Origin of the sequence: Streptomyces sp. NPDC001381 (assembly GCF_042895685.1) — a bacterium.
Lineage (GTDB): Bacteria > Actinomycetota > Actinomycetes > Streptomycetales > Streptomycetaceae > Streptomyces.
On record NZ_JBIAWO010000015.1, the window covers coordinates 86,726 to 110,286 of the forward strand.

25 protein-coding genes are annotated in these 23,561 nt (G+C 73.3%); 15 read left to right on the forward strand and 10 right to left on the reverse strand.

The window, feature by feature from the left end:
• Positions 1-7: 7 nt before the first annotated feature.
• From ACFY2L_RS36605 to ACFY2L_RS36615, 3 genes are all read right to left on the reverse strand, one after another.
• Positions 8-1,243 (reverse strand): DUF4032 domain-containing protein, encoded by a 1,236-nt coding sequence (locus tag ACFY2L_RS36605; protein ID WP_390657836.1) that lies wholly within the window; start codon positions 1,241-1,243, stop codon positions 8-10.
• A 9-nt stretch (positions 1,244-1,252) separates the two neighbouring features.
• On the reverse strand, positions 1,253-2,002 hold the full coding sequence (locus ACFY2L_RS36610) for an MBL fold metallo-hydrolase (protein WP_390824491.1): 750 nt from the start codon (positions 2,000-2,002) through the stop codon (positions 1,253-1,255).
• Positions 2,003-2,164: 162 nt separating this feature from the next.
• Entirely contained in the window at positions 2,165-2,800 is a 636-nt protein-coding gene (locus ACFY2L_RS36615; RefSeq protein WP_390824492.1) for an alpha-ketoglutarate-dependent dioxygenase AlkB, read from the reverse strand.
• A gap of 121 nt (positions 2,801-2,921) precedes the next feature.
• Here ACFY2L_RS36615 and ACFY2L_RS36620 point away from each other — a divergent pair, with 121 nt between their 5' ends.
• Positions 2,922-3,557, forward strand: coding sequence for a TetR/AcrR family transcriptional regulator (locus tag ACFY2L_RS36620; RefSeq protein ID WP_390657839.1), 636 nt, complete (start codon positions 2,922-2,924; stop codon positions 3,555-3,557).
• Positions 3,558-3,574: 17 nt separating this feature from the next.
• Positions 3,575-5,248 (forward strand): FAD-binding dehydrogenase, encoded by a 1,674-nt coding sequence (locus tag ACFY2L_RS36625; RefSeq protein WP_390824513.1) that lies wholly within the window; start codon positions 3,575-3,577, stop codon positions 5,246-5,248.
• Between the two features lie 51 nt (positions 5,249-5,299).
• Here ACFY2L_RS36625 and ACFY2L_RS36630 read toward each other — a convergent pair whose 3' ends face one another.
• Positions 5,300-5,647 (reverse strand): DUF488 domain-containing protein, encoded by a 348-nt coding sequence (locus ACFY2L_RS36630; protein ID WP_390657840.1) that lies wholly within the window; start codon positions 5,645-5,647, stop codon positions 5,300-5,302.
• Between the two features lie 133 nt (positions 5,648-5,780).
• Here ACFY2L_RS36630 and ACFY2L_RS36635 point away from each other — a divergent pair, with 133 nt between their 5' ends.
• The 4 genes from ACFY2L_RS36635 (at position 5,781) to ACFY2L_RS36650 (ending at position 10,116) form a co-directional block, all read left to right on the forward strand.
• Positions 5,781-7,196, forward strand: a complete 1,416-nt coding sequence (locus tag ACFY2L_RS36635) for a M1 family metallopeptidase (protein ID WP_390824493.1) — start codon at positions 5,781-5,783, stop codon at positions 7,194-7,196.
• Positions 7,197-7,280: 84 nt separating this feature from the next.
• Positions 7,281-7,649 carry a hypothetical protein gene (locus ACFY2L_RS36640; protein ID WP_390824515.1) on the forward strand — a complete coding sequence of 123 codons (369 nt, stop codon included), beginning with the start codon at positions 7,281-7,283 and terminating at the stop codon, positions 7,647-7,649.
• Complete coding sequence (locus tag ACFY2L_RS36645) at positions 7,598-8,293, forward strand: response regulator (RefSeq protein WP_390824494.1); 696 nt, start codon at positions 7,598-7,600, stop codon at positions 8,291-8,293. Before ACFY2L_RS36640 ends, ACFY2L_RS36645 begins: the two co-directional genes overlap by 52 nt.
• Positions 8,290-10,116, forward strand: coding sequence for a sensor histidine kinase (locus tag ACFY2L_RS36650; RefSeq protein WP_390824495.1), 1,827 nt, complete (start codon positions 8,290-8,292; stop codon positions 10,114-10,116). The genes ACFY2L_RS36645 and ACFY2L_RS36650 overlap by 4 nt, the downstream gene beginning before the upstream one ends.
• Before the next feature lie 218 nt (positions 10,117-10,334).
• Here the strand turns inward: ACFY2L_RS36650 and ACFY2L_RS36655 are convergent, their stop codons facing one another.
• Both ACFY2L_RS36655 and ACFY2L_RS36660 read right to left on the reverse strand, forming a co-directional pair.
• On the reverse strand, positions 10,335-10,583 hold the full coding sequence (locus ACFY2L_RS36655) for a WhiB family transcriptional regulator (RefSeq protein WP_390657843.1): 249 nt from the start codon (positions 10,581-10,583) through the stop codon (positions 10,335-10,337).
• Between the two features lie 129 nt (positions 10,584-10,712).
• A complete protein-coding gene (locus ACFY2L_RS36660; RefSeq protein WP_390657844.1) occupies positions 10,713-11,930 on the reverse strand; it encodes a saccharopine dehydrogenase family protein in 1,218 nt (405 codons plus the stop codon).
• Positions 11,931-12,081: 151 nt separating this feature from the next.
• Here ACFY2L_RS36660 and ACFY2L_RS36665 point away from each other — a divergent pair, with 151 nt between their 5' ends.
• Positions 12,082-12,789, forward strand: coding sequence for a TetR/AcrR family transcriptional regulator (locus ACFY2L_RS36665; protein ID WP_390824496.1), 708 nt, complete (start codon positions 12,082-12,084; stop codon positions 12,787-12,789).
• Between the two features lie 34 nt (positions 12,790-12,823).
• On the opposite strand, the gene ACFY2L_RS36670 is transcribed toward ACFY2L_RS36665, so the two are convergent.
• Complete coding sequence (locus ACFY2L_RS36670; protein WP_390657908.1) at positions 12,824-13,723, reverse strand: LysR family transcriptional regulator ArgP; 900 nt, start codon at positions 13,721-13,723, stop codon at positions 12,824-12,826.
• A 69-nt stretch (positions 13,724-13,792) separates the two neighbouring features.
• Between ACFY2L_RS36670 and ACFY2L_RS36675 the strand changes: the two genes are divergently transcribed.
• Together ACFY2L_RS36675 and ACFY2L_RS36680 are read left to right on the forward strand one after the other, a co-directional pair.
• Positions 13,793-14,410: a LysE/ArgO family amino acid transporter gene (locus tag ACFY2L_RS36675; RefSeq protein ID WP_390657846.1), complete on the forward strand. Its 618-nt coding sequence runs from the start codon at positions 13,793-13,795 to the stop codon at positions 14,408-14,410.
• Positions 14,411-14,514: 104 nt separating this feature from the next.
• Complete coding sequence (locus ACFY2L_RS36680) at positions 14,515-15,822, forward strand: MFS transporter (protein WP_390824497.1); 1,308 nt, start codon at positions 14,515-14,517, stop codon at positions 15,820-15,822.
• Between the two features lie 42 nt (positions 15,823-15,864).
• Here ACFY2L_RS36680 and ACFY2L_RS36685 read toward each other — a convergent pair whose 3' ends face one another.
• Together ACFY2L_RS36685 and ACFY2L_RS36690 are read right to left on the reverse strand one after the other, a co-directional pair.
• Positions 15,865-16,320, reverse strand: coding sequence for a cyclic nucleotide-binding domain-containing protein (locus ACFY2L_RS36685; protein ID WP_390657848.1), 456 nt, complete (start codon positions 16,318-16,320; stop codon positions 15,865-15,867).
• 340 nt (positions 16,321-16,660) lie between these two features.
• The gene (locus tag ACFY2L_RS36690; protein WP_390657849.1) at positions 16,661-16,882 is read right to left on the reverse strand and encodes a hypothetical protein; all 222 of its coding nucleotides are present in this window, start codon (positions 16,880-16,882) and stop codon (positions 16,661-16,663) included.
• A gap of 249 nt (positions 16,883-17,131) precedes the next feature.
• On the opposite strand from ACFY2L_RS36690, the gene ACFY2L_RS36695 reads away from it, so the two are divergent.
• The 6 genes from ACFY2L_RS36695 to ACFY2L_RS36720 all read left to right on the forward strand — a co-directional run bounded on the left by ACFY2L_RS36695 (position 17,132) and on the right by ACFY2L_RS36720 (position 21,324).
• Positions 17,132-17,575 (forward strand): ATP-binding protein, encoded by a 444-nt coding sequence (locus ACFY2L_RS36695; protein ID WP_390657850.1) that lies wholly within the window; start codon positions 17,132-17,134, stop codon positions 17,573-17,575.
• A 211-nt stretch (positions 17,576-17,786) separates the two neighbouring features.
• A complete protein-coding gene (locus ACFY2L_RS36700) occupies positions 17,787-18,626 on the forward strand; it encodes a SigB/SigF/SigG family RNA polymerase sigma factor (protein ID WP_390824498.1) in 840 nt (279 codons plus the stop codon).
• A 44-nt stretch (positions 18,627-18,670) separates the two neighbouring features.
• On the forward strand, positions 18,671-19,009 hold the full coding sequence (locus tag ACFY2L_RS36705) for a DUF5133 domain-containing protein (RefSeq protein ID WP_390657852.1): 339 nt from the start codon (positions 18,671-18,673) through the stop codon (positions 19,007-19,009).
• A 68-nt stretch (positions 19,010-19,077) separates the two neighbouring features.
• Entirely contained in the window at positions 19,078-19,947 is an 870-nt protein-coding gene (locus tag ACFY2L_RS36710) for an ANTAR domain-containing protein (RefSeq protein ID WP_390824499.1), read from the forward strand.
• Between the two features lie 80 nt (positions 19,948-20,027).
• Complete coding sequence (locus tag ACFY2L_RS36715) at positions 20,028-20,864, forward strand: DUF1206 domain-containing protein (RefSeq protein WP_390657854.1); 837 nt, start codon at positions 20,028-20,030, stop codon at positions 20,862-20,864.
• 28 nt (positions 20,865-20,892) lie between these two features.
• Complete coding sequence (locus tag ACFY2L_RS36720) at positions 20,893-21,324, forward strand: hypothetical protein (protein ID WP_390824500.1); 432 nt, start codon at positions 20,893-20,895, stop codon at positions 21,322-21,324.
• A gap of 15 nt (positions 21,325-21,339) precedes the next feature.
• Here the strand turns inward: ACFY2L_RS36720 and ACFY2L_RS36725 are convergent, their stop codons facing one another.
• The gene (locus tag ACFY2L_RS36725) at positions 21,340-23,550 is read right to left on the reverse strand and encodes an FUSC family protein (protein WP_390824501.1); all 2,211 of its coding nucleotides are present in this window, start codon (positions 23,548-23,550) and stop codon (positions 21,340-21,342) included.
• Positions 23,551-23,561 lie beyond the last annotated feature (11 nt).

Here is a 23,561-nt window from a genome sequence, read left to right on the forward strand (position 1 = left end):
CCCCGGCTCACTCGGGCACGGTCGGCTCCAGGGTCTCCCGTGCCCGGGGCAGGATGTTCCTGATGTAGTCCTCGACCGCCGTGTCGAGGCCGATGTCGTGCTGCGCCTGCTCCGACAGGTACCAGCGGTGCTCCAGCAGTTCGTGGTAGATCTCCGCCGGATCCATGGAGCCGCGCAGTGCGAGCGGTACTTCGCGCACGGTGGGCCGGAACACGTCCCGCACCCACCGGTGCGCCAGCACCTCGGGCCGCGCGGCGAGGGGGTCGCCCGGCGCGTAGTCGTCCTGGGTCGCCATCCAGCTCTCCAGGTCGTTCAGCAGCCGCCGGGCCTGGTTCTCCTCGGTGTCCAGACCGGTCAGCCGCAGCAGTTGCCGCTGGTGGTGGCCGGCGTCGACGACCTTGGGCACGAAGGTGACGGTGTCGCCGTTGGAGGAGTGCTCGATCTGCATCTCGGCGACGTCGAAGCCGAGGTCGTTCAGCCGGCGGATCCGGCGCTCGATGTAGTGGTACTTGCCCGCCGGGTACACCGAGGTGCGGGTCAGCTCCTCCCACAGCGCGCCGTACCGGGCGCAGATCTCCATGCCGAACTCGATCGGGTCCACCGAGGGGTGCAGCGCCCCGGACGCCTCCAGGTCCAGCAGCTCCCCGCTGATGTTGACGCGGGCGAGGTCGAGGTCGTACTCCCGCTGGCCGGGGCTGAGCTGCGGGTGCAGATCGCCGGTCTCGGCGTCCACGAGATAGGCGGCGTAGGCGCCCGCGTCCCGCCGGAACAGCGTGTTGGACAGCGAGCAGTCGCCCCACGCGAACCCGGCGAGATGCAGCCGCACCAGCAGCACGGCGAGGGCGTCCATCAGCCGGTGCATGGTCGCCGGGCGCATCGTCGTCTCGAACATCGACCGGTACGGCATCGAACCGCCGAGATGCCGGGTGACCAGCACCGACTCCAGCGGGTCGCCGGAGCCGTCGGTACGGCCGGTGACCACGGCCAGCGGATCCACGGAGGGGATGCCGATCCGGTCCAGGTCGCGCAGCAGCTCGTACTCGCGCAGCGCCGGACGCTCGGCCAGCTCCTTGACGGCGATCACCTCGTCACCGGCGCGCGCGTAGCGCACCACGTGACGGGAGATGCCGCGCGGCAGCGGGACGAGGACCTCCTCGGGCCACTCCTCCAGGGGCAGGTGCCAGGGCAGCTCCAGGAGGAGTGCCGGATGCTCCGGGTTCGTGGCGCTGATCTGCAAAGCCATGGCCCGACCTTAGACGGCGCGTTCGCGGGCCTGCTGGGCGGCCGCCTTGACGGACCCCCGGTGCAGCGGCCCGTGCCCCGGCAGCAGCACGTCGGCGTCCAGCGTCTCCAGCACGTCCAGCGAGGCCACCGCGCGGGCACGCTCGTGGTGGAACATGTCCGGCAGCAGCTGCGGCCCCCGCAGCCGGGAGGTCCGGTGCCCGCTCACCAGGGCGTCGCCCGAGATCACCATCCCGGCGTCCGGAAGGTGGAAGACGGTGTGACCGACCGTGTGTCCGGGGGTGTGCACGGGAACCGGCCGGCCGGGCAGGTCGAGCGGCGCGTCCGTGACCGGGAACGCCTCGGGCGCGGTCACCGGGTGCTGCTCGGTGCCGCCGCGGCGCAGCACGTGCACCGTCCACGGCAGCACCCCGGGGCGCCAGGCGTTCCGCAGCACCTCCCCGACGGTGACCTGCTGGAGGAAGTCCCGGCGGGCGTGCGGGACTTCGGCCTCGTGGAGAAGGACCGGGGTGCCGTACACCGAGCGCAGATGCTCCGCGGAGCCCAGGTGGTCGTTGTGGGCGTGCGTGATCAGTACGGCCGCGACCGCCTCCGGCGAACTGCCCACCGCCGCCAGGGAGTCCAGCAGCTGCCGCCGGTCGCCGGGGTAGCCGGTGTCGACGAGGGTGACCGCGTCGCCCTCGCCGAGGATCACCCAGTTGGTGTGGGAGCCGTGTACCAGGTGGATGCCGTCCGCCACGTGCCGTACGTCCACGCCCATGATCGTCGTCCCGAGTGGTGAGAAGCCTGTCCGACGAGCACAGCAAAGCAGATCAGGACGGGGATGCCGACGGCGGGGCGGCGCGCATCCCGAAGAGGAACCTCGTCACCCCGGTCCGCCGCACCAGGGGGTCTTCGCCGCACCGGCCCGGCCCGCCCCGGCTCACCGCACCCCGCGCGGCCGGAACTGGACGCTGATGCGCGGTCCGGCCGCGCGCGCCGACTTCGGGACGCAGTGCTCCCAGGTGCGCTGGCAGGAGCCGCCCATCACGATCAGGTCGCCGTGGCCCAGGGAGCGCCGTACGGTCTCGCCGCCGTGCCCGTGCGCGGGGCGCAGCAGCAGGTCGCGCGGTGCTCCCACGGAGAGGATCGCGACCATCGTGTCCTCCAGGGCGCCCCGCCCGATGCGGTCGCCGTGCCAGGCGACGCTGTCCCGGCCGTCGCGGTAGTAGCACAGGCCGGCCGTCACGAAGGGCTCGCCCAGCTCCTCGGCGTAGTGCGCGCTCAGCGCCCGGCGGGCTTCCGTCAGCAGGGGGTGCGGCAGGTCCTCGTCCGCGGCGTAGAAGGCCAGCAGGCGCGGTACGGCGACGACGTTGTCGTACATCTTCCGGCGCTCCGCGCGCCACGGCACCTCGGTCACCAGGTGTTCGAACAGCGTGTCCGACCCGGTGAGCCAGCCCGGCAGTGCGTCGATCCACGCGCCCGAGCCGAGCGCGCTGCGCCGCAGCCCGGTCAGCGGGCCGAGCCGCGGCTCCTCGGTCTGGTCGAAGAGCGAGCCCTGGAGGTGGTGCGCGGTCATGGTGCCAGCCTACTGCTAATCGAAAGTGTGTTCCATGCGACCGATTTCGAGCGGGACTGTCCGAGCTCTTTCGATACATCGGTGTATCCGATACATTCGCGTATCGAACGGAGGTCCGGCAGTGGCGACGGAACAGAACGAACGAGCGACCGGGCGGGTCACCAGACGCCGGGTGCGGACCCGTTCCAACCTGCTCGACGCCGCCTTCGACGTGTTCGCCGCCAAGGGCTTCGGACGGGTCTCCATCGAGGAGGTCTGCGAGGCGGCCGGCTACAGCCGAGGCGCCTTCTACTCCAACTTCGCCACCCTGGACGAGCTGTTCTTCGCGCTCTACCGCCAGCGCGCCGAGCTGATCGCCCGGCAGGTCGCCGACGCCCTCGCCGGCGACGGACCCGACCTGGACGTGCCGGCCTCCGTGGACCGCGTCACCGACGTGCTCCTCCTCGACCTCGACTGGCTGCTGGTGAAGACGGACTTCCTGGTGCACGCCGCCCGTGACCCGGGCGTCGCGCAGAGCCTCCTCGAACACCGGGCCAGGCTGCGCCGCGCGATCGCCGACCGGCTCGCCCGGGCCCGCGGCCACACGCCGCTGCCCGCCGTCCTCGGCGACGCCGATGCCGCCGCCCACGCGGTCGTCGCCGCCTACGACGGCGTCACCACCCAGCTGCTGCTCGACAAGGACGTGGACGGTGCCCGCGCCTGGCTCAAACAACTGCTCACCGCGCTGCTGACCGACGGCAGCACCCCTACCGAATGAGAAAGGCAACGGTCGCCATGGACGCGGACGTCATCGTCGTCGGAGCGGGCCTCGCGGGCCTCGTCGCGGCGCACGAACTCACCAGCAGGGGCAGGCGGGTCGCCCTGGTCGACCAGGAGAACGCCGCCAACCTCGGCGGCCAGGCGTTCTGGTCCTTCGGCGGGCTGTTCCTCGTGGACTCCCCGGAGCAGCGCCGGCTCGGCATCAAGGACTCCCTCGACCTCGCCTGGAACGACTGGCAGGGCAGCGCGCGCTTCGACCGTACCGAGGACGAGGACTCCTGGGCGGTGCGCTGGGCGCGTGCCTACGTCGAGTGGGCGGCGGGGGAGAAGCGGAGCTGGCTGACCGGGCACGGGATCAGCCTGCTGCCCACGGTCGGCTGGGCCGAGCGCGGCGATCTGCGCGCCGACGGGCACGGCAACTCCGTCCCCCGCTTCCACGTCGCCTGGGGCACCGGGACCGGAGTGGTCGAGCCGTTCGTCCGCCATGCCGAGCAGGCCGCGAAGGACGGGCTGCTGACCTTCCACCACCGCCACCGCGTCGACGAACTGGTCATCGAGGGCGGCACGGCCCGCGGGGTGCGGGGCACGCTCCTCGCCGCCGACGACTCGCCACGCGGTGTCGCCTCCAACCGCGACGTCGTGGGCGAGTTCGAGCTGACCGCCCAGGCGGTGGTCGTCACCAGCGGCGGCATCGGCGCCAACCACGAGATGGTGCGCCGCTACTGGCCCGAACGGCTCGGCACCCCGCCCACCGAGATGGTCACCGGTGTCCCCGCCTACGTCGACGGCCGCATGCTCGACATCAGCGCCGAGGCGGGCGTCCGGCTGGTCAACCGCGACCGCATGTGGCACTACACCGAGGGCATCCAGAACTGGGACTCCATCTGGCCCGGCCACGGCATCCGCATCCTGCCCGGCCCGTCCTCGATGTGGTTCGACGCCCTCGGCCGCCGGCTGCCCGACCCGTGCCTGCCGGGCTACGACACCCTCAACACGCTCAAGCACCTGCGCACCACCGAGGACATCGCCGCGTACGACCACTCCTGGTTCGTGCTCAGCCGGAAGATCGTCGAGAAGGAGTTCGCGCTCTCGGGCTCAGAGCAGAACCCCGACATCACCGCCAAGGACCGCAGGGCCGTCCTGCGCGACCGGCTCCTCGGCAAGGGAGCCCCCGCCCCCGTGCAGGCGTTCCTCGACCACGGCGCCGACTTCGTCGTCGCGGACACCCTCGACCGGCTCGTCGAGAAGATGAACGCCCTGACCGACAAGCCCCTGCTCGACGCGGACGGCCTGCGCCGCCAGATCCGGGCCCGCGACCTGCAGATCGACAACCCGTACAGCAAGGACGCCCAGGTGCAGGGCATCCGCAACGCCCGCCGCTACATCGGCGACCGCCTCGGCCGCGTGGCGACCCCGCACCGCATCCTCGACCCGCAGGCCGGCCCGCTGATCGCGGTCAAGCTGCACGTCCTCACCCGCAAGACCCTCGGCGGCATACAGACCGACCTCGACTCGCGCGCCCTGGGCGCCGACGGACAGCCGGTCGAGGGCCTGTACGCGGCCGGCGAGGTGGCCGGCTTCGGCGGCGGCGGGGTCCACGGCTACAACGCGCTCGAAGGCACCTTCCTCGGCGGCTGTCTGTTCTCGGGCCGCGCGGCGGGCCGGGCGGCGGCGAAGCAGACGGGCTGACAACCGCGACCGGAGCGGCCGGGACCGGCGTCCGCGGCGCGAGCCGGCGGACTAGTCGAGCAACCCGAGCAGTACGGCCGCGTGGCTCTCCTGCGGAGTCTTCGCGGCCGTCAGCAGCGTCACCGGTCCCTCGCGGACCGACGCGCGCAGGCGGTCGAGGAGTTCGGCCGCCTCGGGAGCGGCCAGCTCCGCCTCGTAGCGGCGGGCGAACTCGTCGTAGGACCCCTCGCCCGCGTGGTACCACTTGCGCAGCTCCGTCGAAGGGGTCACCGCCTTCGGCCACTCGTCGATCCGCGCCGCTTCCCTGGCCAGGCCGCGCGGCCACAGCCGGTCGACGAGGACACGGACGCCGTCCTCGGGCTCGGGCGGATCGTAGACACGGCGCACACGCACACTCATGCCGCCGAGCGTAGGGTCTGTCCGCGGCGGCCCGGCGACGGCACGCGGCCCGACCTGAATCAGGAGGTGTCCCGGCGTCACGTTGCCTACGCTGAGGGGCGTTTGATCACCCGCCACCCCCCAAGGAGCGCACGTGACCCACCCCCGCAGACGCCCGGCCCCGCTGCGCCGCGAAGCCGTCCTCGCCACCGTCCCCGTCGCCGTGGCGGCCCTGCTCACGGCGGCCGGACCCGCCACCGCGGCCGGCACCGCGGGCGCCTCCGGCGTCGGCGACCCGTACTTCCCGCTGGCCGGCAACGGCGGCTACCACGTCTCCCACTACGGTCTGACCCTCGGTTACGACCCGGCGAGCCGCCACCTCACCGGCAAGGCCGTCCTCACCGCCCGCGCCACCCAGCGGCTGAACCGCTTCGACCTCGACTTCAAGGGCCTGAAGATCACCGGCCTGACGGTCGATCACGTCAAGGCCGGCTACCGGCGGGACGGGCAGGAACTCGTCGTCACCCCCGCCCGCCCGCTGCGCAAGGGACGGTCCTTCCGCGTCACCGTCACCTACCAGGGCAGGCCCGGCCCCGTCACCGACCCCGACGGCTCCCTCGACGGCTGGATCCCCACCGACGACGGTGCCTTCGTCGCCGGCGAACCCCAGGGCGCCATGACCTGGTTCCCGGCCAACAACCACCCCCTCGACAAGTCCTCCTACGACATCACCGTCACCGTCCCCAAGGGCAGCACCGCCGTCGCCAACGGCGTCCTGCTCGGACAGCGCACCAGGAACGGCAGGACCACCTTCCACTGGCGGCAGAAGGAACCCATGGCCGCCTACCTCGCCACCGCCACCGTCGGAAAGTTCCAGGTCAAGCAGTACACGACCCGCGACGGGCTCAAGGTGTACGACGCCGTCGACCCGCGCGAGGCCGCCGCCGCCGCGCCCGTGCTGAAGAAACTGCCGTCCGTCCTGGCGTGGGAGAGCAAGCTGTTCGGGCCCTACCCGTACCGTGCCGCCGGCTCCATCGTCGACCACGCGCCGAACGTCGGCTACGCGCTGGAGACCCAGTCCCGGCCGGTGTACGACGGCGCCCCCGACCTGAGCACGCTCGTCCACGAGAGCGCGCACCAGTGGTTCGGCGACTCCGTCTCCCTCACCTCCTGGAAGGACATCTGGCTCAACGAGGGCTTCGCCACCTACGCCGAATGGCTGTACGCCGAGCAGCACGGCGGCGACAGCGCCCAGAAGGCCTTCGACGCCCTGTACGCCCGGCCCGCGACCGACGGTCTGTGGGCGTTCCCGCCCGGCAACCCCGGCAGTGGCGCCAACATCTTCGGCACCCCCGTCTACGCCCGCGGCGCCATGACCCTGCACGTCCTGCGCACCACCGTCGGCGACCGCGTCTTCCTGCGCATCCTGCGCGCCTGGGCCGAGCAGCACCGCTACGGTCACGGCACCACCGCCCAGTTCGAGCGACTGGCGGAGCGGCAGTCGGGGAAGGACCTCGGCCGGCTGTTCCAGACCTGGCTGTACGACCAGGGCAAGCCGCAACAGCCGTAGAAGACGGCCTGAAGACAGCCGTAGAAGTCCGAACAGGCCCCGGAACCTGACAGGTTCCCCACATCCGTGGGGCAGGGTCGACTCATGACCAGGCACCGTCCCCGTGTCGCGCTGCTCGCCGCATCCCTCCCGCTCACCGGATGCGGCAGCGGCGCCACGGCCTCACCGGGACCCGAGCCGTCCGCCACGGCCCCGGCCACACCGAGCGGCCCCGCACCCTCGGCCGCGGCGGAGACGGTGCCGCGGTTCCACGTCGGCCACGGCGGACCCACGCACGGACGCGTGAGCGTCGCCGGCAACCACGTGAAGGAACTGCTGCGCACCCTCGACCCTGCCCTGCACCCGGTCGTCGTCATGGGCGACCATGCCTCTCTGGCCCGCCGAGAAAGGGGAGTTGTCGCGTGTGCGCACACGTACTGGTCGCCGAGGACGACACGATGCAGGCCGAGCTGATCCGGCGCTCCCTGCTCGCCGAGGGACACACCGCCACCGTCGTCCATGACGGTCCCGCCGCCGTCGACGCGGCCCGCAGGCTCGGGCCCGACCTCGTCGTCCTCGACCTGATGCTGCCGTTCCTGGACGGTTTCGCGGTGTGCCGGGCACTGCGCCGCGAGAACGACGTCCCCGTGCTGATGCTGACCGCCCGCGCCGCCGAGGACGACGTGCTTCTCGGCCTGGAGGTGGGCGCCGACGACTACATGACCAAGCCGTACAGTCCGCGCGAGCTGATGGCCCGGATCCGCACCGTGCTGCGGCGCAGCGGGCGGGCCGCCGGCCGGCGCGAGGATCCCGTGGTGCGCGCGGCCGGCGTCGTCGTCGACCCGGTGCGGCACGAAGTGCACTGCGACGGTGTGCCGGTGGAGTGCACACCGGCCGAGTTCCAGATCCTGCTCGCCCTGGCCGGGGAACCCGAACGTGTCTTCTCCCGGCGCCAGTTGCTGCAGTGCACCCGCGGCTTCGACCGGTCCTCCACCGAACGGGCCGTCGACGTGCACATCATGAACCTGCGCCGCAAGATCGAGGCCGACCCCCGCAGACCGACCCGGCTGCTGACCGTCTTCGGGGTCGGCTACAAGCTCGGCGGCGGCCGCGCGTGAACCGGATACCGCTGCGCAAACGGCTGCTGGTACGGCTGCTGTTCGCCTCCGTCCTGATCGCCGTGTGCTCCGTGGCCGCGACCGCCTGGCTCGCGGTCGCCACCACCACCCGCGCGCTGCGCGAGGAACAGGGCCAGGCCCTCGCCGACGACATGGACATCCTCGCCGAACTCAGCGGTTACGCCGCCGGCCACCCCGACTGGACGGGCGTCCGGGCCACGGTGCGCGCCCTGTCCGCGAAGACCGGCCGGCGCATCGCCCTGACCACCGCCGACCGCACCCCGCTCGCCGACTCCGCGGCCGAGGGAGCCTCGCTGCCGCCCCGCGCCGCCGCCACCATCGACCCCCTGCGCACCGACACCTACACCGAGCGCGGCGCCCAGCTCAGCGGCCTCGACCCGCGCGTGGTCGGTCCCTACCGGCTCACCGAGGCCGAGCGCACCGAACTCGACAGCCTGGCCCGGGCCCGGCAGAAGTGCTTGGCGCGCGACGGCTACGAGCTGACCGTCGTCCGGACGCCGAGCGGGCGCCCGGTCCTCACCGAGGACGACGGCACCCTCGGCTCCGAGTACCTGGGGGACTGTGCCGACGGCCGGCTCGGCACCCCGGCCCCGAGCGAGGAGAAGGCGCTCGCCGAACTCCAGGAACGGGCCCGGGGCTGTCTTGTCCGAGCCGGACTCGAAGCCCATCCGCGGTTGTTCTCCACGGTCGACGTCACCGGCAGCGGCAAGCTCGTCCCGCAGATCGCCTCGAAGCTCACCCTGGCCGCCGCCGGCACTCCCCAGCGTGCCGCAGTCGCGTGCATCGAGGACGCCCGGCGGGCGCAGCTCGATCCGTATGTCGCCCCCGTCGCCGAGCTCTTCCTCGGCGGCGGCGACAGCGGTGCGGCCCCCCGCTGGAACATGTCCCCGGCGAACAAGGCGAAGGTCGCCGGTACGGCGGGGGTGGTGCTGGCCCTCACGGTCGCCGTGTCCGCCGTCGTCGCCACCCGGCTGGTCCGGCCGCTGCGCGCCCTGACCGAGGCCGCCCAGCAGCCGCCGGACCGGCACGTGCGGGTGCCCGTCACCACCCGTGACGAGACCGGGATCCTCGCGGAGGCCTTCAACGACCTGGCCGAGCGCCGGGAACGCCTGGAGACCCAGCGCAAGGCCCTCGTGAGCGATGTCGCCCATGAACTGCGCAGCCCGCTGACCAACATCCGGGGCTGGCTGGAGGTCACCCGCGACGGACTCGTCGAACCCGACCCCGCCCTGCTCGGCGCCCTGCACGAGGAGGCCCTGGTCCTCCAGCGGGTCATCGACGACCTGCGCGATCTCGCGGCCGCCGACGCCGGCACCCTGCGGCTGCACCGCGAGCCCGTGCCCGCCGACGATCTCCTCGCCCAGGTCGCCGCCGCCCACCGTGTCGCCGCCGACACCGCCGGGGTGGCCCTGCGCACCCGGACCGACGGGACGCCCTGGCTGGACGCCGACCCCCTGCGATTGCGTCAGGCGCTGGGCAACCTCGTCACCAACGCGGTACGGCACACCCCGCCCGGCGGCACGGTCACGCTGGGCGCCCGGAGCGACGGGGCGGAGGTCGTCCTGACGGTCGCCGACACCGGCACCGGTATCGCGGCCGAGGACCTTCCGCACGTCTTCGACCGGTTCTGGCGCGCGGAGAAGTCCCGCAGCCGCCGCACCGGAGGCAGCGGACTCGGCCTGCCGATCGTCCGGCAGTTGACGGCCGCCCACGGCGGCACCGCGGAGGCCGCGAGCACACCGGGGACCGGCAGCGTCTTCACGCTGAGACTGCCCGCCGCCGCGGCGCCCGCGGAGGACTGAGTCCGGGGCCGGTTCCGAGGGGCCCCGTACGCGTACCTGCCGCACGGCAAGGGCCCCGGCCGGCCCCCGGTCCTGACAGGACGGGAGACCGGCCGGGGCCCCGACGAACCCTTCGTGGGCCGGTGCACGCCTCGTTCGCCGGACCGGTTCCGAGGTCACCGAGGAGGCGTGGTCCGAGGTGCGGCGGAAGGCGGCCCCGAGGGGGTGCGCCGCGCCGGTCATGACCCTCGGCGCACCTTGGCGCGGCGCTTGATCGCGCGCCGTTCCGTCTCGCTCGTGCCGCCCCACACACCGAGGGTCTGGTCCGTGTTCATCGCCCACTCCAGACACGGCTCCCGCACCGGGCAGCGTCGGCAGACCGCCTTCGCCTGTTCCGTCTGCAGCAGGGCCGGGCCCGACGTGCCGATCGGGAAGAAGAGGTCGGGGTCCTCGTGGCGGCACACCGCGTGCTGTCGCCAGTCGTCCATCGAAGTCACCTGCGATCGAAGTCGTCTGTGCCTTTGCGGATGCGTTGCTCCCGGTCGGGTCACCGGAGGGACGCGAGTGAAACGGCCGCGGACGAGGAAAGCGGGAAACGGGGGCGACCGGCGGGCGGTTCACTGCTCGCGCATGCCCCAGGGAGAGCCGTACGCCGTCAGCAGGTCGAGGAACGGACGGGCGGGGAAGGCCTCCGGGCCGAGGACACCCGCACCCGACCAGGCGCCCGTGGCGAGCAGTTCGAGGGCGACGACCGGGTTGACGGCCGTCTGCCACACCACGGCCTGGCTGCCGTACTCGGCCATGGACCACTGGTTGTCGACCACGTGGTACAGGTACACCTCGCGCGGCGCCCCGTCCTTCACGCCCCGCACCCATGTGCCGGCGCAGGTCTTGCCGTGCATGCGCTCGCCCAGCGTCGCCGGGTCGGGCAGACAGGCGGCGACGACGTCCCGGGGCGAGACCGGCACCGGGCCCGCCGCGCTCGGCACGGTCACCGGCGCGGTGCCGTCCAGGCCCAGCCGGTGCAGCGTCTTGAGCGTCTCCACGAACTCGCCGCCCAGACCGTATTTGAAGGTGACCCGGCGCGCGTCCACCCAGCGGGGGACCAGCAGCACCTCCTCGTGCTCCACGTTCACGCACTCCACCGGGCCGATGCCCTCGGGGAAGTCGAACACCTCCGGCTCGCTGAAGGGTTCGGTGGTGAACCAGCCGCGGTCGGCCTCGTAGACCACCGGAGGGTTCAGGCACTCCTCGATCGTGGTCCAGATGCTGAAGGAGGGCGCGAAATCGGCGCCGTCGACGGTGAGGTTGGCGCCGTCGCGGATGCCGATCTCCTCGATCGTGTCGAAGAGTTCGTCGGCGGCGTAGCGCGCGAAGACGTCCGACAGTCCCGGCTCCACCCCCATGCCGACCAGGGCCAGAGCGCCCGCCTTCGCCCATTCCCCGGCCTGCGCGAACTGCGCGTCGCCGAGCTTGACCCCGCACTCCTCGTACGGCCGGTCGGGGTGCGGCCGGGACAGGGACATCGCCATGTCGACATAGGTGGCCCCGGCGGTGCGCGCCGCGCCGAACAGCGGCATCACGAACCGCGGGTCGGTGGCGTTGAGGAGCACGTCGCAGCGGTGACGGGCGAGCAGCCCGGCCACCGCGGCCTCGTCGGCCGCGTCGACGCGCTCGGCGAGGAACCGGTCGTCGCCGTCGAGCGCGGCGACGGCGGCCGTGGCCCGCGCGGGGTCGTGGTCGGCGACCACCATCGCCTCGAAGAACGGACGCCGGGCGGCGATCCGGGTGACGGCGGTACCGACGCCGCCGGCGCCCACGAGCAGGACACGCATGACGAGAACTCCCTCGGTCGAAGACGGGTGAAGTGGCGCGAAGCCGCGCGAAAGGTGTGTGAAGGGGCCCTGCCGGAGATACAACGCCCCCGGCTCGCGTAAGGTCAATGGTGTTGGCATAAGGAGCGATGGGAGCGGGAGGTGCGCGGACGTGCCGAAAGCCGTCGTGCCCGAGGAGAAGCGGCGCCGGCGCCGGCCCACGAAGAGCGGCACCGTGCTCTCCGAGCGGCTGATCGTCGAGGCCGCGCTGCGGCTGCTGCGCGAGCACGGCAGCAGCGGTCTCACCGCCCGCCGGCTGGGCCTCGCCCTCGACTGCGACCCCAGCACCCTGTACCGGTACTTCCGGGGCATGGACGAGCTGACCCTGGCCATCGGCGACGCGCTCATCGGCGAGGCGTTGCGCGGCTGGGCGCCGACCGGGCGGTGGCGGGCGGATCTGCACGCGATCGGGCTGCGCATCCACGCCGCGTACGTCGCCCATCCGCAGGCCGCCCAGCTCACCGCGAGCCGGGTCACCGGCCGGGCCAACGAACTGGCCGCCGACGAGGCCGTCCTGGACGTCCTGCGCGCCGCCGGCTTCCCGCTGCCGGACACGGTGCGGATCTACCACGCGTTCATCGACCAGACCCTGGCCTTCGCGGCCCTCGACGCCGCGTCGCTGGCCCTGCCCCGGGCCTCGCAGCGCGCCGACGACGCCAAGTGGGCCTCGACGTACGCCCGCCTGCCGGCCGCCACCCACCCGCGGATCGCCGAGGCGGCCCCGCTGCTGTCGACCCGTATGGTCACCAGCGCCTATCCGACGGCCCTGGAGATGCTGCTGGACAGCGCGGCGGCGACGCTGGCCGGGCTCGGTTCCTGAGTGCCCGCGGGCCAGGGGGGCCGCAGGCCGGTGTTCAGGTCCTGAGTTCCCGCGCGGCCGTCGCCGCCACCGCGTCCGCGACCGCCGCCAGGGCGGGCGAGTCGAGTTTCCACTGCTGCCAGTACAGCGGGACGTCCAGCGGGCGGTCGGGTGCCAGGGACACCAGCCGGCCGGTCCGCAGCAGGACGCCGGCCTGCGCCTCGGGCACCATGCCCCAGCCGAACCCGGCGGCGACCGCCGCCACGAAGCCCTCCGAGGTGGGCACGGCGTGCCGGACCGCGCTCGCGCCGGCGGCGCCCCGCCGCAGCCGCCGCACGAACGCGTCCTGGAGGTCGTCGCTGCGGTCGAAGGTCATCACGGGCGCCCGGCCCAGGCTCTCCGGCAGGGCGGCGTCGGCGAGGTGGCGGGCCACGAACTCCGGGCTGGCGGCGGCCAGATAGCGCATCGTGCCCAGGGTGCGCACGGAACAGCCGGACACCGGTTCGGGCGAGGAGGTGACCGCCGCCATGACCAGGCCCTCCCGCAGCAGTTCCGCCGTGCGCGTCTCGTCCTCCCGGTGGAGTTCGAAGCACAGCGGCGGTTCCTGCGACACGCGGCTCAGGGCCGGCAGGAACCAGGTGGCCAGTGAGTCCGCGTTCACCGCCACCGTCACCCGGGTCGGCTCACCGGCGCCGCTCATGCCCAGCTCGGACCGCGTGTCGCGCTCCAGCCGGGCGAGCTGGCGCGCGAACCGCACGACGATCTCCCCGGACTCCGTCGGCCGCACCGGCTTGGTGCGCAGCAGCAGGACCCGGCCCGTGCGCTGCTCCAGTGCCTTGACGCGCTGACTGACCGCCGACGGCGTCACGTGCAGCGCGGCGGCCGCCGCGTCGAACGTGCCCTCGTCCACCACCGCCAGCAGGGTCCGGACCTGGTCCAGGGGAAGGTCGATCATCACGAGCGCTAATGATACGTAAGAATCTTTAGCTGTACGCGCGGTGATCGCCTCCCTAGCGTGGAAGCCATGTCAACCGCTCTCGCCGCCGCGGCCGCCGGCTTCGGCACCGGTCTCTCGCTCATCGTCGCCATCGGCGCCCAGAACGCCTTCGTCCTGCGCCAGGGGGTCCGCCGGGACGCCGTCCTGGCCGTCGTCGGGATCTGCGCCCTGTCCGACGCCGTCCTCATCGCCCTCGGCGTGGGCGGGGTCGGCGCCCTGGTGGTGGCCTGGCCCGGGGCGCTGACCGTGGTCGGCTGGATCGGCGGCGCCTTCCTGCTCGGGTACGGGCTGCTCGCGGCCCGCAGGGTGATCCGGCCCGGCGCGGACGCCCTGCGCACCGACGGCGAGGCCGCGGGCTCACGCCGCCGGGCGGTGCTCACCTGTCTGGCGCTGACCTGGCTCAACCCGCACGTCTACCTCGACACGGTCTTCCTGCTCGGCTCGATCGCCGCCGACCGCGGCCCGCTGCGCTGGACCTTCGGCCTCGGCGCCGCGTTCGCCAGCCTGTGCTGGTTCGCCGCCCTGGGCTTCGGCGCCCGGCTGCTCGGCCGCTTCCTGACCCGGCCCGCCGCCTGGCGTGTCCTGGACGGCCTCGTCGCCGCCACGATGATCACCCTCGGCGTGCTGCTCGTCACGGGCGCCTGACGTCCACATCATGAGATCGCATGTCCAAAAGGGCCGCGAAACCCCAGGCAGTACTGGGATAGTGGCCCCCGAAGCGAAAGATGTAACGAGCAACCAGGAAGCGCGTGGACACCAGCGAGAGCAGCACCGCACCCGAGGCCGAAGCCGACGACGACCCGAGTCCGCCAGGCGGCGCCCGGAGCGGCTGGCGCCGCTGGGCCATGGACACCCGCCCCCTGCGCCGCCCCGCCTACCGGCGGCTGTGGTCCTCCACCGTCGTCACCGCCGTCGGCAGCCAGCTCACCGCCGTGGCCGTGCCCAAGCAGATCTACGACATCACCGGCTCCTCGGCCTGGGTCGGCTACGCCGGCCTCGCCGGGCTGGCGCCGATGGTGGTGTTCGCGCTGTGGGGCGGCGCGGTCGCCGACACCATGGACCGGCGCAGGCTGCTGCTCGTCACCAACAGCGGGATCGCCGTTACCTCGGTGCTGTTCTGGCTCCAGGCGGTCTCCGGGCTCGGCTCGGTGGCCGTCCTGATGCTGCTGCTCGCCGCCCAGCAGGCGTTCTTCGGCCTGAACGCGCCCGCCCGCAACGCCTCCATCGCCCGGCTGGTGCCCGCCCGGGAACTCGCCGCGGCCAACGCCCTCGGCTCCACCGTCATGCAGACCGGCCTGGTCGCCGGCCCGCTGCTGGCCGGCGCCCTGATCCCGGTGATCGGCCTGCCCGAGCTGTACCTCATCGACGCCCTCGCCCTGTGCGTGACGCTGTGGGCCGTCTTCCGCCTCCCCCCGCTGCCGCCGTCGGCGGCCGTCACGGCCCGGCGCGCCGGGGTGCGCGAGATCGCGGAGGGCTTCCGTTACATAGCCGGCCACAAGGTCCTGCTGCTGTCCTTCCTCGCCGACGTCGTCGCCATGGTCCTCGGCATGCCCCGCGCCCTGTTCCCGCAGCTCGCCGCCGAGACCTACGCCTCCTACGGCGAGGGGTTCGCCCTCGGACTGCTGTTCGCGGCGATCCCCGTCGGCGCCGTGCTGGGCGGGCTGTTCTCCGGGACCTTCTCGCGGGCCCGGCGGCACGGCTGGATGGTGATCGGCGCGGTCGTCGCCTGGGGCGCCGCGATCACCGGGTTCGGGCTGAGCGGCGGTCTGTGGCTCGCGGTGGTGTTCCTGGCCGCCGCCGGTGTCGCCGACATGGTCTCGATGGTCTTCCGGGGAGCGATCCTGCTCTCCGCCGCCACCGACGAGATGCGCGGCCGGATGCAGGGCGTCTTCACGGTCGTCGTCGCGGGCGGCCCGCGTCTCGCCGACGTGCTGCACGGCACGGCCGGCGCCGCCTTCGGCCCCCGCGCCGCGGTCGCGGGCGGCGGTCTGCTGGTCGTCACCGTGATGCTGGGCCTCGCCGCCGCCGTACCGGCGCTGCGCCGCTACCGCGTCTGAGGCCGGTGGCGGCGCCGCCACCGTGTCCGGGGCCGGACGCGGCTACAGCACCCTGCGGCGCTGCGTCCCGTACTGCTCCAGCAGCCTGTTGCGGGTCATCTCCAGCCGGTGCGCGAGGATCTCGGCGACGATCCGCACCAGCGTCACCCCGAGCGCCGGGTCCTCCTCGCAGAGCTTCAGCACCGCCTGCGCCTCGAACTCGTAGGCGCGGACCGGGCTGAAGGCCTCGGCGCCGAAGTCCCACTGGTACGGCGGGAACAGCCAGGACCAGCCGAGCAGGTCGCCTGCGCCCAGGCTGGCGACGGTGACCCGCTGCAGCGAGGTCACCGGCTGGACGAGGGAGACCGCGCCGGAGCGGATGACCCAGAAACGGTCGGCCTTGCCGCCCGCCTCGAAGATCCGGGCGTCCTCCGGGAAGGCGACCTCACGGGCGAGTTCCATCAGACGCTGGCGCTGGGGCGGGGGAAGGGCGTTCAGCAGTTTGGTCGCTTTGGTCATGGCGCGGTGCTCCTCGCCGGGCGATCGGTCGCGGTGCTTTCTCCACAGCCCATTTCAGCCGCTGCCGGGCCGCCGGGCACCTCGGCGGAGGCGACTTTCGGCGCGCGGGCAGGAAAAAGCCCTGGCTGGACGGGGGAAGCCAGCCAGGGCTGTCAAGGAAGGCGCACGGAGGAGGATTCGTCTCGACCCCGCTCACCACCTATGGATGAACGATAAACCATCTGCCGGGCTTTCACTCCACCAGAAGCCGGTCACGTGACCGGTTTCACTTCCCTCCCCGGTCTTCGCTCCGTCGGCCTCGTGCTCCACGGCGGTGCGGCACCGCGCCGCACGGGCCGGCTCACCGCTCCACGACGTGCCGGCCGGGCGTCACGATCTCGTCCAGAACCCTGAGCACCGCCTCGTACGCCAGGCCCCGTACCCGTGCCTCACGCGCCGCGTCGGGATCAGCCCGCTCCAGATCCCCGCTCCGGGCCCGCCAGGTGCGCAGTTCGTCGCGCGCACAGGCCCTCGCGCGCTGGATGCGGCGCAGCAGTTCGTCGGAGTCCACGACATCGGTCATGCCCTACTTGTACCCCCGCACGGCGCGCCGACGACTCCCCGTCCCGCAGGTTTGGGGTCGGTTCAGAGGGCCAGCCGAACAGGGAGGGTCGCGCTGCCCGGCGGGGAGAGCGCCGGGCGGGGGAGCGGCACCGGACGCGGACACGGCCGCAGGAGCCGTGCGCGGCCGGTCCGGCCCCCCCGCCGTGCCGACCGGTGCGGCCACTCGTCTCACACCACTCGCAGCGCGAACAGCCAGGGGAGCGAAAGGATGCGTGTCAACAACTCGACCGACCGCGCGAACACACCGGACGGGCCGGACCCGTGCACCGGTCCGGGGTCCTGCCGGCCCGCCGACGTCCGCCGGGCGGTGCGGCGGGCGGTGGCCGGACGGTGCGGTGCCACCGGCTGCCCGTACGACGAGGAGGCCCTCTCCGACGCCCTGCTCGTCGCCTCGGAGCTCACGACCAACGCCATTCTGCACGGCGGCGGCGTCACCGCCGTCGACGTGGACGTCCACGGGCGGGCCGTACGGGTCTCCGTCAGTGACCGGAGCGACCGGCTGCCGGTGACCGCCGAACCGCGCGACGAGCGGGGGCGGTACCGGTCGGGAGGCCGGGGCTGGCCGATCGTGTGCCGGCTGGCCCGGGACGTGCGGGTGTCCGACCTGCCCTCCGGCGGCAAGCGCATCACCGCCGAGGTTCCCGTGTTCTGACCCCTCCCGTGCCCTCCGTCGACACGGCCCGCAAAGCCTTTTCCCGGGCGGAGTTTGTTCCTCCGGGGGCAGGGCAGACGGAGGTTCGTGCTTCGGACAGGAGGCGCGCCGACGGGAGTGGTGCGTCCGCTCCGGGGCGCTCCTTTCGCCCCGGACGGCAACGGCCCTCCCGTGGTCTATCCCTCAGACGACCGTTCAGGAGCGATTCCGCATGCTCATCGACATGTCGACAAGCCGTCCCGCAGCATCCGCCCCCGCCGCCCCGCAGACCCGGCGGACGCACGACGACGCCCCTGACACCGCGCGCCGGTTCGCGCGCCTCAGCACCCTGGAAGAGGGGCCCGAGCGGGACGCTTTGCGCGACGAGATCGTCACCGCATGGCTGCCCATGGCCCACCGGATCGCCGGCCGATTCCGCGACCGCGGTGAGTCCGTGGAGGATCTCCGCCAGGTGGCCGCGCTCGGCCTGGTGAAGGCCGTCGACCGCTTCGACCCCGAACGCGGCGCTTTCGAGAGCTACGCCGTGCCCACCATCACCGGCGAGATCAAGCGGCACTTCCGCGACCGCATGTGGGCGCTGCGCGTGCCCCGCCGTGTCCAGGAACTGCGCAACAAGGTGCGGATCGCCCGCAGGGAACTCACCCAGAACCCGGGCTCCCCCGAGCCCTCGGTGGCCGACATCGCCACCCACACGGGACTCACCGAGGAGGAGGTCGGCGCCGGCCTGGAGGCCCTGGAGAGCTTCAGCACGCTGTCGCTCGACGCCGAACTCCCCGCCGGCGACGACGGCTACAGCCTCGCCGACACCCTCGGCGGCCCCGACGCCTCGTACGACACCGTCATCGACCGCGAGTCCGCCAAGCAAGGACTGCGCAGTCTCCCCGAACGCGAGCGCGCCATCCTCTACATGCGCTTCTTCGAGGACATGACGCAGAGCCGCATCGCCGACCGGCTGGGCATCTCCCAGATGCACGTCTCCCGGCTCATCAGCCGCAGCTGCGAGCGGGTGCGCGAGCAGGCCATGGGTCACCGCCGCGACGGCCGCGCATGAACCACACACACATCCGGACCACTGCCAGGGAGAGGAACAGACCGATGCTGAGGCCCCACCCCGCCGTGCTGCGCGCCCTCGTCGAGGAGTACGGGACGCTGACGGCCACCGCCACCCCCGAGGCGCGGGCACGGGCTCAGGACCTCGCGTACACCCTGTGTGTCTCCACCGGAACCCGGGACGTGGGCAGCGCGCTGGAGACGGCGCGGGGCTGGCTCGTGGCGGCCGAGGCCGCGGACGTGGCCGAGGGTGCGGCACGGCGGCTGGTGGGGCGCGCGGCAGGAGTCCGGGCGAGGAGCGGGACCGCGGACCTGATCGGTGACCGGGCGGGTGACCTGGCGGGATGTCCGCACCCGGACGAAGGTCCGCACGTGTACGCGTGAGCGGCCGGGGCAGGCGTGTTGCTGCAGCCGTGTGAGCGGTTGTGCGACGCCGACCGGACGGAGACGTGATGACCGCGGCCGCACCACGAGTGGCGGACGGGGACCCGGAGCGCGACGAGGTGCTGCGGCTGCGCGCCGAGGTGCGCGCCCTGCGCGCCCGGGTCCGCGCCCACCCGCTGATCTCGCAGGCCCAGGGCATGCTGCAGGAGCGCTACGCCCTTCCCGACGCGGACAGCGCGTTCACGCTCATGCGGATGACCTCGCAGCGGTTCAACATCAAGATGCGCACCCTCGCCGGGGCGCTGGTGACCACACCGCGACCGGACGAGCAGGCGGCCCTGTGGTTCCCCCGGCGGGTGCGCCGCCCCGAACCGGCGCTCGGCTTCATGGAGCAGGAACCGCCGGGCGGCCGCAGCCGGGGCGCGGTCCTCGGCGCCGTCCTGACCAGGACGCTCACCGTGGTCGGCGCCGACATGGGCAATGTGCAGACGGTCGACCGCGTCAACGGAGGCCTGCGCATCGAGCGGCACACCGGGCTGACGGAGGAGTTCCTCGACTTCTTCGCGCATGTCGAGGAGGAGGGCACCTCCTGCGCGAAGGCCGCCCGGGAGGTCGCCCAGGTCACCGTGCGGGACGTGGAGGAGGACCCGGTGTTCACCGAGCCCGCGCGCGAGGCCATCCTCGCCGCGGGCAGCAGGGCCTGCCACAGCGTCCCGCTGACCGCGTCGTCCGGCGCGTGCGTCGGCATGGTCTCGGCACACGTCGACCGCCCCCTGCCCGAGCTGCGCGCGGTCCAGCTCAAGACCCTCGACGCCCTGGGCGCGGAAGCCGGCCGCTGGCTGGCCTGGCACGAGCGCACGGTCGTCGGGGACGCCCTGGAGTACCTGCACGCCCTGGGCCGCAGGGAACGCGGGGCGGCGCGGCGCGGAAGAGCGTGACGACGGCCGGCCGGCCCCGGCCGGGTGTGCCCGGCGGTCCTCGGGGCATCCGCCAGTCACGAAGGTGAGGGGAGGCCGGAATGAACACGAGTGCCCTGGCACACGACGGCAGGATCGAGGCCCGGCGGGCGGCACGGGGAAACGTGGTGAAGGGAGCCGCGCGGGCCGGATTCACGGCGCGCGGCGTGATCTATCTGCTCGTCGGGATGCTGGCCCTGCAGATCGCCTTCGGCGAGCGGGGCCGGCAGGCCGACCGGCAGGGCGCCCTGGGGGAGATCGCGGAGCAGCCGTTCGGTGCCGTGATGCTGTGGGCGCTGGGCATCGGGCTGGCCGGGATGGCCCTGTGGCGGCTGTCCGAGGCCGTCTTCGGCGCGGCCGGGCCCGAGGGACGCACCGCGAAGAAGCGGCTGCTGGCACTGGCCCGGTGCGCGTTCTACTCCTTCGTCGCCTACTCGGTGCTGGCGCTCGCCGCGGGCTCCGGCAGCGGGGGCGGCTCCAGCGACAAGCAGTCCAAGGACGTCACCGCCCGGCTGCTCGAGGTGCCCGCGGGCCAGTGGATCGTGGGCGCCGCCGGCGTGGGGATCGTCGTCGCCGGTCTGTGGATCGGCGGCCGGGCCGTCACCCGGGCCTACCACGACAAGCTGCGGCTGGGCGAGATGTCCCCGCGCACCCGGCGGCTGGTGGACATCACCGGCGTGGGCGGCGGCGCGGCCCGGGGCCTGGTCTTCGCCGCCGCGGGCGCCTTCGCCGTACGCGCCGCCGTCGACTACGACCCCGACCACGCCAAGGGGCTCGACGACACGCTCCGCTCGTTCGCCCACACGCCCGTCGGACCGGGGCTGCTGGCCTGCGTCGCGGCCGGGCTCGTCCTGTTCGGGCTGTTCTCCTTCGCGATGGCCCGCTGGCGCAAGGTCTGACGTCCGTCCGGGTGGGAACCCGGAGCACATGAACGAATCCGAGTTCCCGCCGGACGGACGGCCCGTCGACATGTACCTCGACCTCCTGCGCGTCCGCATGGACAGCGAGGACTACCGACTGCTCATGAAGGTCGTCGCCCCCGCGCTGCGCGCCCTCGACGAACAGCCACCCGAGAGTCTCGACTTCGCCCTGGACCCGGACGACAGCGACGACCTGCCCCAGGAGATCCGCGACGAGGCCGCCCTGGTCATCGCCACCGCCGTCACCGGCCAGCTGGACAACCAGCTGGTCGAGATACACGTCGACGGCACCGGCCCGGTCCGGGTCGTCACCGACGCGGTCACCGCGAAGGACCCCTCCCGCCTCGCCGAGATCGCCGGCTGCATCAGGCAGCGGCAGCGCGACACCGAGGAACTGCGCGGCATCGCCGCCGCGAGCGATCTGCCCACCGACTTCTGACCGTCGCCCCCGACGTCACCGCGGGCCGGCCACCGGCACGCCGAGCGGCCGTGCCAGCCCCAGCACCGCCTCGTCCAGCCGCTGCAGATGCCGCAGCACCCGGTCGGTCACCCGCCCGTAGCGGGGCGTCCGGAGACCGCCCGGCTTCAGCAGCGAGGCGATGCTCGGCCCGGTGCGGACCTCGGCCGCGCCGGGCTCCTCCGCGACCCGGGCGGCGATCGCGCCGATGTTGTGCAGGATGCGCTGCCCGGGCCCGCTCAGCCGGGGATCCGCCGCGATCGACGGATGCGAGGGCAGCAGCTCCGCCGTCGCCGCCAGCGACCGGGCGTGGTACGCACAGGTCTCTAGCAGCGCGACCACGTACCGGGCCGTGTCCCGCCGGGTCCGCAGCGGGGTCACCGGATGCGTCAGCGGCTGGGTGGCCGCCCGCAGGTCCGCCAGCGCCTGGTCCAGGTCCCGGGCCCGGTCCAGCAGATCGGCCGGCGGACCGCCGCTCAGCTGGTCCACGGCGGCCGAGGTGACGTCGGTCAGCCGGTCCAGGACCGTCGTCAGCAGCTCGTTCGTACGCCGGTCCGTCCGCACCGGCAGCACCAGAGCCGCCGCGACCACCCCGCAGGCCGCCCCCAGGGCCGTCTCCTCCACCCGCAGCACCAGCACCGACAGGCTGTAGGTGTGCAGCAGCGTGTACAGCACCCCCAGCGCCGCCGTGACGAAGAACGACATCAGCGTGTACGACAGCGGCGCGGTGTAGAACATCGCGAACACGCACAGCAGCACCACCGCGAACGCCGTCCCCGTGTGACGGCCGACGACCCCCGCGAGCGCGATGCCCGCGACCACCCCGAACACGGTCCCCAGCAGCCGGCGGTAGCCCTTGACCAGGATCTCCCCGGTCGACGCGGTGTTGAGGAACACGATCCAGCAGGTCAGCACCGCCCAGTACCAGCGGTGCGCGGACAGGAGCTCGCCCCCCACCATGGCCAGGGACGAGCCGACGGCGACCTGCACGGCGGCCCGCGTGGTCGGCCTGCGCAGGCCCGTCTCCGGCGGCTCCTGCTCGGCCTCGATCGCCGCGTCCTCCGCGTCCAGCTCCTCCCGGGAACGGGCCGTCTCGGGACTGTCGTCGGACTCGTCCTGCGGCCCGTCGAGCGCGATCCGCAGCCCCAGCACGGCCCGCGCCGCCTCACCCAGCCCCCGGAACACGTCCTGCACGGCCGGCGAGGCCTTCGGCAGGTTCTCCTCGTCCCGGTATCCGAGCAGCCGGTTGCGCACCTGTGCCGTACCCGCCCCCTCCGTCACCGGCTGCCGTACGAGCAGCCCCAGGGCCGTCAGATCCCGGCGCAGCGTGTCCAGCGCCTCGTCCCGGACCGGCAGACGACCGCCCTCCGGCACGGGCGCCCCGGGCAGATGCAGGGTCAGGGTGTCGGCCCGCTCCGCGCTGCGCGCCGTCAGCAGCAGCAGGCCGAGACGCTCGGCGGCGATCTCGGCGTCGGCGATCCGGCGCTGCACCAGCCGGGCCACCGACTCGTCCGAGGTGCCCTCCTCCAGCCGGCCCTGGATCATCATGGCCGTCTCGTGCAGCCGCGCGGTGCCCTCCCGCACATGCGCCAGGGCCTTCTCCACCTCGTCCGGGCCGGCGTCCAGCAGCTCGAGCTGGGCGTCGATCAGCTGCGCCAGCCGGGCGCGGAACGCCTGCCGCAGCCGCTCCAGGATCCCGGCGGGGGTCTGCGGCACCAGGGCGAACCGCGCCACCGCGCCGCACCCGAACGCGAGGACGACCACCCCGCAGAACCCCGCCAGGCTCCCCGCCGTGACGCCGACGAACAGCGCGAGGAAGTAGACCTGGAAGCCGATCAGCCCCAGCGCGGTGCCCCGGTCGCCGAACCGGCGGCCGTACACCGCGCAGAAGATGAGCACGACGAAGAACACGTCACCGACCACCTGGCGGGAACTGAGCGCCGACGCCAGCGACAGCGACGCGAGCGCCACGGGCAGCCCCAGCGCCAGGGTGACCGCCTGCTTGTCCCGCTGCTTCTCCCGTACGGCGAACGTGGCCACCATCGCCGCGATGGCCCCCGCGACCAGATGCTGGACGTCCGCTCCCAGCAGCGAGAGCACGAGCAGCGTGAGCGAGATGGCGGCCACCGTCCGCAGCCCCGCCGCCAGCCGCAGCAGCCCCGGATCGGACGCGGCGACCCGGTCCCGCCACCGTGCCGCCGCGCTCACCCCCGCTCCCG